Source organism: Azospirillum sp. Sh1, from assembly GCF_008365135.1.
In the GTDB taxonomy this organism is placed as follows: Bacteria; Pseudomonadota; Alphaproteobacteria; order Azospirillales; family Azospirillaceae; genus Azospirillum; species Azospirillum oryzae.
Genome location: NZ_VTTK01000076.1, coordinates 1 through 8,809, shown reverse-complemented (window position 1 = coordinate 8,809; position 8,809 = coordinate 1). Strand labels below are relative to the sequence as shown.

Below are 8,809 nucleotides of genomic sequence, written 5' to 3'. Positions count from 1 at the left end.
TGTCTGCCGTGCAGCTGCAATCCATTCAAAAATCCCGGACAGCAGTGCGCGAAGGCGGGAATCCAGACGTTTCAGCCACTCAGCCTCGGAGTTTCCTGGATCCCCGCCTTCGCGGGGATGACGGCTGAGAAAAGCCCTGGAAACTCACAAGATCTCAATTCACCTGCGGCAGCGCGAAAATCTGGCCGGGATAGATCAGGTCCGGGTTGCGGATCTGCTCGCGGTTGGCGGTGTAGATGGTGGTGTAGAGCATGCCGTCGCCGTAGGTGCGGCGGGCCAGCCGCCACAGGCTGTTGCCGGGCTGGACGACGATGTTACGCCCGTCGGTGGAGGCCGCCGGCATGGCGGAGACCTGCACCGGCAGTTCGGCCCGCGCCACCACCTTGCCGCCCTGGGTGACCTGATCGGCGCGCAGGGTGTAGACGCCGGGGTCGATCAGCTTTTCCGGGGTCAGGCGCCAGTTGCCCTTCGGGTCGGTGTGGGCGCTGCCGACGAGGATGTTGTCGAGATAGAGCTGGACGGCGCTGTTGGGCGCCGCCCGTCCGCCCAGCGCCACCCGGCCGGCGGGATCATAGTCCATCGTCTCCACCGACACGCCGCCCGGCGGCGGGGGCGCCCCGTTTTCCGGAACCGGCGGAGCCTGCAGGACCGAGCTGCCACCCATGGCGGGCGACGCGCCGGCCAGCCCGTCGCGCGGCACCGCCACGGCGACCGGAGCGGCCGGACTCGTGGCCGAGGCCGACGATTCGGGTGCGGGCTTCGCCGCGGGCTCGGGCACCATCACCACGACCACCTTGTCGGCGGGGACCGCGGTTTCGGCGCCGGGACGGGTCTCGGTCAGGTTCAGTTCGCGGGTGCCGGGGGACAGCGGCTTGTCCGGCAGCATCACCCACTCGCCGCGCTGGTCGGCCTTGGCCGACGCAACCCGATTTCCGCCGTCGGTGACCGTGACCTCCGAACCGGGTGCCGCGCGGCCGGCCATCACCGTCGCGCCGTCCGGCGCTATCCGCACCACGTCGAAGCTGGGAGCAGCGGGCTTCGCCGGTTCCGGCGCCGCGGCGGCCTTCGCCGGAGTCGCCGTCTGTGTGGCTGCCTGTGTGGTTGGCTGTGCGGCCGACTGCGCCGATGCCGCCGTGGCGGCGGGGGCCGAGGCAAGGGCCAATGTCGCCGGCTCCTCGGCCGGTTTGCCTGCCGGCCACAGGGCGACCGCCGCCGCCCCGCCCATCAGAGCCACGCCCAAAGCTGCGAACAACGCGTTTCGTTTCACCTGAGCACCCATCCGGCGGCCCACCACAATGGCAGGATAACTGACTATAGCAGAAGGACAGGTCGCAAAAGAATGGCGCCGTTGGAGCGGAACCATCCGCCAAACGGGCTCGGTTGCCCCATAGGATCATGAGTCCACGGCAAATCGGCGCCTGTTGCCGAGAAGACTCACTCCTTCGCGGGGACGGTCTTCAGATAGGCGACGATGGCGGCGCGGTCGTCGGCTGTCAGCTTGGAGGTGGTGTTGCGCACGACCTCTCCCATGGCGCCGCCGACGACGTCGCCGTCCGGGGTCAGGCCGGTCTCCAGGAGCAGCGTCAGGTCGCCGTCCGACCAGGCACCGATCCCGCCCTTGCCCTTGGCGCCGGTGATGCCCGGAACCTTGTCGCCGTCCGGCCCGTCCGGATTGCCGGCCAGATAGCGGTCGGAGTCGAGCCCACCCAGCAGGGTGCGCGGGCTGTGGCATTCGGCGCAGTGGCCCAGCGCATCGACCAGATAGCGCCCGCGGTTCCAGGCCGCCGGCTTGGCCGGGTCGTCGGGTACCGGGCCGGGGGTCAGGTACAGCCACTGCCAGACCGGCAGCAGGAAGCGCCAGGAGAAGGGCGGCGTCAGGTCGTGCGGCTTGTTCGGAGCCGCCACCGCCGGGCGGCTGAACAGATAGGCCTTCAGGTCCAGCAGGTCGCGGTCGGTCATCCGCGAGTAGCTGGCATAGGGGAAGGCCGGAAACAGGGCGGCGCCGTCCGGCCGTACGCCCTCGCGCAGGGCGCGGATGAAGTCGGCGTCGCTCCACCGGCCGATGCCGGTCACCGGATCCGGCGTGATGTTGGGGGTGTGGAAGGTGCCGAAGGGCGTCGCCAGCGCCCGGCCGCCGGCCAGAGGCTGACCGCCGCCCTTCACGTCGGTGTGGCAGCCGAGGCAGCCGGCGGCGTTGAAGATGTAGGCGCCCCGCTGGACGGCATCGCCGGCGGGAGCTTCGCCGGCGGCATGCGCGGCGCCGCCCGCGACGGCAAGCGGCAGCAGCACGGACGCGGCGGTCAGGAGACGCCGCACCGGTCAGTTCTTCTTGACGCGGAAGTCCTCGTGGCAGCTTCCGCAGGCCTTGGAGGTGGCGCCCAGCGCCTGGGCGATCTGCGCGCGGTCGCCGCTCTTCAGTGCGGCGTCCAGCTTCTCGGCCGCCGGCTCGACGGCGCCCCAGTATTTCTGCACCTCGTCCCAGTTCTTCCACAGCTCCGGCTTGGCGGCGCTGTCGGCCACGCCGACGGCGGTGCCTTCGGGGAAGATCTTCTTCGGGTCCATCTTCGACACCGCCAGCACGGCTTCCGCCCCCTTGGCCGCGTCCTCGACGGTGGCGCCCTCGTTCTTCACGAACTTGGCGACCGCGCCCATGCCGCCGCCCATCTTCTTCATCGTCTGCTGCCGGTCCTTCACCTGCTCCGCCGGATCGGCGGCGCCGGCGCTCTGCGCCGACATGCCGAACAGCGCGAACATCAGACCGGCGACGGATGCCGCCGCAAGGACATTGACGACCCGGTTGCTCATGTGGTCCCTCCCGATGATGCCGTGGCTCTTAACGGTGCCTGTGCCGCTGTTGACGCGCCGCCCTCGCCCGATATTCCATGGCATTCACCGGATTTTTTGCGGCCCCGCTCCCGAAGGGTGACGGTGGCGAGAAAGGTTGACCCGCGATGAAGAGCCTGTCGTCCGTCTGCGTCTATTGCGGTGCGTCGAGCCGCGTCGCCGATGTCCACAAGGAAGCCGCCCATGCGCTGGGCGACGGGCTGGCCCGCCGCGGCATCCGCATGGTCTATGGCGGCGGCCGGGTCGGGCTGATGGGAATCGCCGCCGACGCCGCCATCGCCGCCGGCGGCGAGGTGGTCGGCATCATCCCGGAACACATCCAGTCGGCGGAGATCGAGCACACCGGCCTGACCGAACTGCTTGTCGTCGACAGCATGCACACCCGCAAGCGCATGATGGTGGAGCGGTCGGACGCCTTCGTCATCCTGCCGGGCGGGCTGGGCACGCTGGACGAGGCCTTCGAGATCCTGACCTGGAAGCAGCTGCAGCTGCACGACAAGCCGATCGTCATCGCCGACGTCGACGGCTACTGGCGCCCGCTGCTCGGCCTGATCGACCACATGGTCGCCCAGGGCTTCGCCCGCATCGACCGCTCCGCCCTCTACCGCGTCGCCGACCAGATCGACGGCGTGTTCCAGGCGCTGGGCGCGATGCCCGACGCGGCGCATCCGGACCAGCCCCGGAAGATGTAGGGCTTGAGCTTCAAAGCCCAGCCGCCGTTATCCCCAGACTTCCCAGCCTGTGGATAACTTCTGTGCACAGCTTTTGTGGAGGGTCCCCCGCCCTTCGCCGAGCGTTCGCGTTCTGTTTCTGCTATTGTGTCCTCCATGAGCAACCAGACCTCATCGCTGTTCGATCCCCGCCCGTCATCCGCGGTCAAGCCGACGGCCGAATACCGCACGCCCCCCAACAACGAGGAGGCGGAGCAGGCGCTGCTGGGCGCGATCCTGGTCAACAACAAGGCCTATGAGAAGGTCGGCGAGTTCCTGCGGCCGGAGCATTTCTACGACCCGGCCCACCAGCGCATCTTCGCCGCCATCACCAAGATGATCGACCGCGGCCAGATCGCGAACCCGGTCACGCTGAAGTCCCTGTTCGACAACGATCCCGAACTGGCGGTGGAAGGCGGCAGCGCCTATCTGGCGGAGCTGGCGGCCAACGTCGTCACCGTGGTCAACGCCGGCGATTACGGCAAGACCATCCACGACCTGTTCATCCGCCGGCAGCTGATCGAGGTCGGCACCGACATGGTGAACGAGGCGTACCGCCACGACCTCGACATCACCGCGCTCGACCAGATCGGCGAGGCGGAAAAGCAGCTGTTCGACCTCGCTTCGACCGGCGACGTGCAGGGCGGCTTCGTGGCGTTCGGCGAGTCGGTCAAGCATGCGATCACGACGGCGGAGGCGGCCTTCCGCCGTTCCAGCCACGTCACCGGCGTCACCACCGGGCTGATCGACATCGACCGCAAGCTGGGCGGCCTGCACCCGTCGGACCTGATCATCCTCGCCGGGCGTCCCTCCATGGGCAAGACGGCGCTGGCCACCAACATCGCCTTCAACGCCGCCAAGGCGCACATGCGCTCCAGCGGGCAGGAAGGCGGAGTCGTCGGCTTCTTCTCGCTGGAAATGTCGGCGGAACAGCTCGCCACCCGTATCCTCGCCGACGAGGTGCAGGTGCCGGGCGACAAGATCCGCCGCGGCGAGATCCGCGACACCGATTTCCCGAAATTCGTCCAGGCCAGCCAGGACCTCGCCCGCTGCCCCTTCTATGTCGACGACACGCCGGCCCTGTCGGTCGCCGCGGTGCGCACGCGCTGCCGCCGGCTGAAGCGGACCTCCGGCCTCAGCATGGTGGTGGTCGACTATCTCCAGCTGCTGCGCGGATCCTCGTCGCGCGGGTCGGAGAACCGGGTGCAGGAAATCTCGGAGATCACCCGCGGCCTGAAGGCCATCGCCAAGGAGCTGGACGTGCCGGTGGTGGCGCTGTCGCAGCTGAGCCGCGCGGTGGAGCTTCGCGAGGACAAGCGTCCGCAGCTGGCCGACCTTCGCGAATCGGGCTCGATCGAGCAGGACGCCGACGTCGTGATGTTCGTCTTCCGCGAACAGTATTATCTTGAGCGCGCCGAGCCCTCGCGCCGGCCCGACGAGAGCGACGACAAGTTCAACGACCGCTATCAGCGCTGGCAGCAGCGCCTGGGCGAGGTGCACAACACCGCCGAGGTGATCATCGCCAAGCAGCGTCATGGTCCGATCGGCACCGTCCGTCTCTACTTCGACGGCCAGTTCACCAAGTTCGGCGATCTCGACCAGCATCACCAGAGCGACGAGTGACCAGAGTGACGAGCGACCTGAACCCGCGCGCCGGCGCCATCCTCACCGTGGATCTCGGCGCCGTCGTCGCCAACTGGACCCAGCTGCGCGACCGCGTGGCGCCGGCGGAATGCTCCGCCGTGGTCAAGGCCGACGCCTATGGGCTGGGGGTGGCGCGCGTCGTGCCGGCCCTGGCCGCCGCCGGCTGCCGGACATTCGTCGTCGCCCAGTTCGAGGAGGCGCTGGCCGTCCGCCGCGCGCTGGAACCGGTGGCGCCGGAGGCGCAAGTCTTCTCGCTGGGCGGCCTGCCGGCGGGGTGCGAGGGGGAGTTCATCGCCAACCGCATCCTGCCAGTGCTGAACCACCTGGGCGAGATCGCGGCGTGGCGGGCCTTCGCCGCGTCGCGCGGGGAGGTTCTGCCGGCGGTGATCCACATCGACACCGGCATGAACCGCCTGGGCCTCGGCCCCGACGAGCTGGACGACCTCGCCGGTCATCCGCAGTGGCTGGAGGGCATCGACGTCCGCTATTGGATGACCCACCTCGCCTGCGCCGACGAGTTCGACAGCCCGATGACCGGGGTGCAGCTCGACTGCTTCCGCGCGGCGCTGTCCCGGCTGCCGAAGGCGAAGGCCAGCTTCGCCAACTCGTCCGGCATCTTCCACGGCAAGGACCATCATTTCGACCTCGCCCGGCCGGGCTGCGCGCTCTATGGCGTCAACCCGACGCCGCATCTGCCGAATCCGATGCGGGATACGGTGCGGTTGGACGCCAAGCTGCTGCAGGTGCGCAACTGCGACGCGTCGATGACGGTCGGCTATGGCGCCGCCCACAAGGTGACCGGCCCGGCGCGGATCGCCACCATCGGCGTGGGCTACGCCGACGGCTACATGCGGTCGCTCGGCGGCAAGGGGCATGTCTTCGTCGACGGCGTCGCCGCCCCCATCGTCGGCCGCATCTCCATGGACCTCATCACCATCGACGTCACCGGCCTGCCGGAGTCGGTTGCCCATGCCGGCCGGCTGGTCGAGCTGATCGGGCCGAACCGCCCGGTCGACACGGTGGCGGCGGAAGGCGGGACCATCGGCTACGAGATCCTGACCTCGCTCGGCCGCCGCTATCACCGGGTCTATGTGGGCGGGTGACCAGCTTCTCCTCTCCCCCGCTCCCGCGCAAACGTCGTTTGCGCTGACGCGACAGGCGGACCTGTGGTCCGCCGAAAGCGGGGAGAGGGCGAGATCACCGCGACGACCAACTCGTCCCACCATTGCAAAGTCCAAGGATGACCTAGGCGCTCATCGGTGCTATGACCGCATCGCCCAAACGAGTCTCTAACCAAGGATGCGGGCCGACTGATGGGTTTCCTCGCCGCTACCGGCCGGGCCTTCCTGATCTTCCTGGAAGCGACCGGACGCCTTGCCCTGTTCACCGGATCCGCCCTGTCGCACTGCGTGCGTCCGCCGCTCTATCCACGGCAGATCATGCGGCAGATGATCGACATCGGCTATTACTCGCTGCCGGTGGTCGGGCTGACGGCGCTGTTCACCGGCATGGTGCTGGCACTGCAGAGCTATAGCGGCTTCTCCCGCTTCCAGGCGGAGGGGGCCATCGCCACCGTGGTGGTGTTGTCGATCACCCGGGAGCTTGGCCCGGTGCTGGCCGGCCTGATGGTGGCGGGCCGCATCGGCGCCGCCATGGCGGCGGAGATCGGCACCATGCGGGTGACCGAGCAGATCGACGCGCTGTCGACCCTGTCGACCAACCCGCACAAGTATCTGGTGGCGCCGCGGCTGATCGCCGGCCTGACCATGGTGCCGCTGCTGGTGGTGGTCGCCGACATCATCGGCGTGTTCGGCGGTTTCCTGGTCGGCGTCTACCGGCTGGACTTCAACGCCGCCAGCTACATCAACCGCACCTGGGAATTCCTGGAACCGCTGGACGTGATCTCCGGTCTGGTGAAGGCGGCGATCTTCGGCTTCCTGATCGCGCTGATGGGCTGCTACCACGGCTACCACTCGAAGGGCGGCGCCCAGGGCGTCGGTGCCGCGACCACCAACGCGGTGGTGTCGGCCTCCATCATGATCCTGGTGTGGAACTACCTGATCACCGGCCTCTTCTTCTCGACCAAGTGAGCGCCAGTTCATGACCACTGTCCCCAAGATCGCGCTCAAGGGCGTCACCAAGCATTTCGGCCCGAAGAAGGTGCTGAACGGCATCGATCTGGAGGTGGCGAAGGGCGAGTCGCTGGTCGTCATCGGCGGGTCGGGCACCGGCAAGTCGGTGATGCTGAAGAGCATCCTCGGCCTGCTGACGCCGGATTCCGGCTCGATCAAGGTCGACGGCGAAGAGACGACGCGGCTGCGCTCGCGCGAGCGGGAGAAGCTGCTGCACAAGTTCGGCATGCTGTTCCAGGGCGCCGCCCTGTTCGACAGCCTGCCGGTCTGGGAGAACGTCGCCTTCGGCCTGATCCAGGGCGAGCATATGCCCCGATCCCAGGCCAAGGAGATCGCCATCGCCAAGCTGGGCGCGGTCGGCCTCACCCCGGACGTGGCGGAACTGTCGCCGTCGGAGCTGTCGGGCGGCATGCAGAAGCGCGTCGGCCTTGCCCGCGCCATCGCCGACGAGCCGGAGATCATCTTCTTCGACGAGCCGACGACCGGCCTCGACCCGATCATGGCCGACGTCATCAACGAGCTGATCGTGCAGTGCGTGAAGGATCTCGGCGCCACCGCGGTCACCATCACCCACGACATGGCGTCCGCCCGCAAGATCGCCGACCGCATCGCCATGATCTATCAGGGCCGCATCATCTGGACCGGCCATGCCCGCGACATCGACAATTCGGGCAACGCCTATGTCGATCAGTTCGTCCATGGCCGGGCGGACGGACCGATCAAGATGCAGATCAAGGCGCTCTGACCGGAACATAGTCCGGCGTCGCGAGTTGTCGGACGGGGGCCTGCGGTAGCGCCCCGTCCGTTCAGCCCGTGCCCGGAGACGATGCCGGTGAGTTTGCAGTCCGCGGCGTCCCAGTCCTTCGACATCGACGAGGCGTTCCGCCGCCTGCGGGTCGCCGTCGCCTCCTATCCCAAGGCGGCGATGTTCGAACTGCGCGACCGCGGCCATGCCTCCCCTTTCGAGCAGCTGGTCGCCAGCCTGATCTCCGCCCGGACGCGGGACGAGACGACGCTGGCGGTCGCCGAGCGGCTGTTCGCGGTGGCCGCCACCCCCGCCGCCATGGCCGCCCTGCCGGAGGACCGGCTGGTGGAGCTGCTGCACGGCGCCACCTTCCCGGAGCCGAAAGCCCGCGACATCCGCGAGCTGTCCCGCCGTATCGTCGATGAGCATGGCGGCGAGGTGCCCGACACGCCGGACGGGCTGATGCGTTTGCACGGGGTTGGGCCGAAGATCGCGGCGCTGACGCTGGCCGTCGGCTTCGACATTCCGGCGCTGGCGGTCGACATCCATGTCCACCGCGTCACCAACCGCTGGGGCTATGTGCGGGCGCGGACGCCGGAAAAGACGATGGCGGCGCTGCTGGCGGTGCTGCCCAAGCGCTATTGGGTGGAGATCAACGGTACGCCTCCGGTGAGTGCCGCCTTGGCAAAATAGGGTCCGACGTCTGAGTTTTGCGTGGCGCGTCATTGCGCGGA

9 protein-coding genes are annotated in these 8,809 nt (G+C 68.5%); 6 read left to right on the top strand and 3 right to left on the bottom strand.

Annotated features, from left to right (window positions below):
- Positions 1 to 154 precede the first annotated feature (154 nt).
- From FZ029_RS32550 to FZ029_RS32540, 3 genes are all read right to left on the bottom strand, one after another.
- Positions 155 to 1,267: a LysM peptidoglycan-binding domain-containing protein gene (locus FZ029_RS32550; protein WP_247892610.1), complete on the bottom strand. Its 1,113-nt coding sequence runs from the start codon at positions 1,265 to 1,267 to the stop codon at positions 155 to 157.
- Between the two features lie 167 nt (positions 1,268 to 1,434).
- Positions 1,435 to 2,316, bottom strand: coding sequence for a cytochrome c (locus FZ029_RS32545; protein WP_149274316.1), 882 nt, complete (start codon positions 2,314 to 2,316; stop codon positions 1,435 to 1,437).
- A gap of 3 nt (positions 2,317 to 2,319) precedes the next feature.
- On the bottom strand, positions 2,320 to 2,805 hold the full coding sequence (locus FZ029_RS32540) for a cytochrome c (RefSeq protein WP_149274314.1): 486 nt from the start codon (positions 2,803 to 2,805) through the stop codon (positions 2,320 to 2,322).
- 146 nt (positions 2,806 to 2,951) lie between these two features.
- Between FZ029_RS32540 and FZ029_RS32535 the strand changes: the two genes are divergently transcribed.
- The 6 genes from FZ029_RS32535 to FZ029_RS32510 all read left to right on the top strand — a co-directional run bounded on the left by FZ029_RS32535 (position 2,952) and on the right by FZ029_RS32510 (position 8,768).
- Positions 2,952 to 3,536 (top strand): TIGR00730 family Rossman fold protein, encoded by a 585-nt coding sequence (locus tag FZ029_RS32535; RefSeq protein ID WP_149274312.1) that lies wholly within the window; start codon positions 2,952 to 2,954, stop codon positions 3,534 to 3,536.
- Positions 3,537 to 3,671: 135 nt separating this feature from the next.
- The gene (locus FZ029_RS32530) at positions 3,672 to 5,177 is read left to right on the top strand and encodes a replicative DNA helicase (protein WP_149274310.1); all 1,506 of its coding nucleotides are present in this window, start codon (positions 3,672 to 3,674) and stop codon (positions 5,175 to 5,177) included.
- 5 nt (positions 5,178 to 5,182) lie between these two features.
- Positions 5,183 to 6,301: an alanine racemase gene (gene alr / locus FZ029_RS32525; RefSeq protein ID WP_149274308.1), complete on the top strand. Its 1,119-nt coding sequence runs from the start codon at positions 5,183 to 5,185 to the stop codon at positions 6,299 to 6,301.
- A 210-nt stretch (positions 6,302 to 6,511) separates the two neighbouring features.
- Positions 6,512 to 7,288 carry an ABC transporter permease gene (locus tag FZ029_RS32520; protein WP_149200600.1) on the top strand — a complete coding sequence of 259 codons (777 nt, stop codon included), beginning with the start codon at positions 6,512 to 6,514 and terminating at the stop codon, positions 7,286 to 7,288.
- 10 nt (positions 7,289 to 7,298) lie between these two features.
- On the top strand, positions 7,299 to 8,075 hold the full coding sequence (locus tag FZ029_RS32515; RefSeq protein WP_149274306.1) for an ATP-binding cassette domain-containing protein: 777 nt from the start codon (positions 7,299 to 7,301) through the stop codon (positions 8,073 to 8,075).
- Between the two features lie 87 nt (positions 8,076 to 8,162).
- A complete protein-coding gene (locus FZ029_RS32510; RefSeq protein ID WP_247892609.1) occupies positions 8,163 to 8,768 on the top strand; it encodes an endonuclease III in 606 nt (201 codons plus the stop codon).
- Positions 8,769 to 8,809 lie beyond the last annotated feature (41 nt).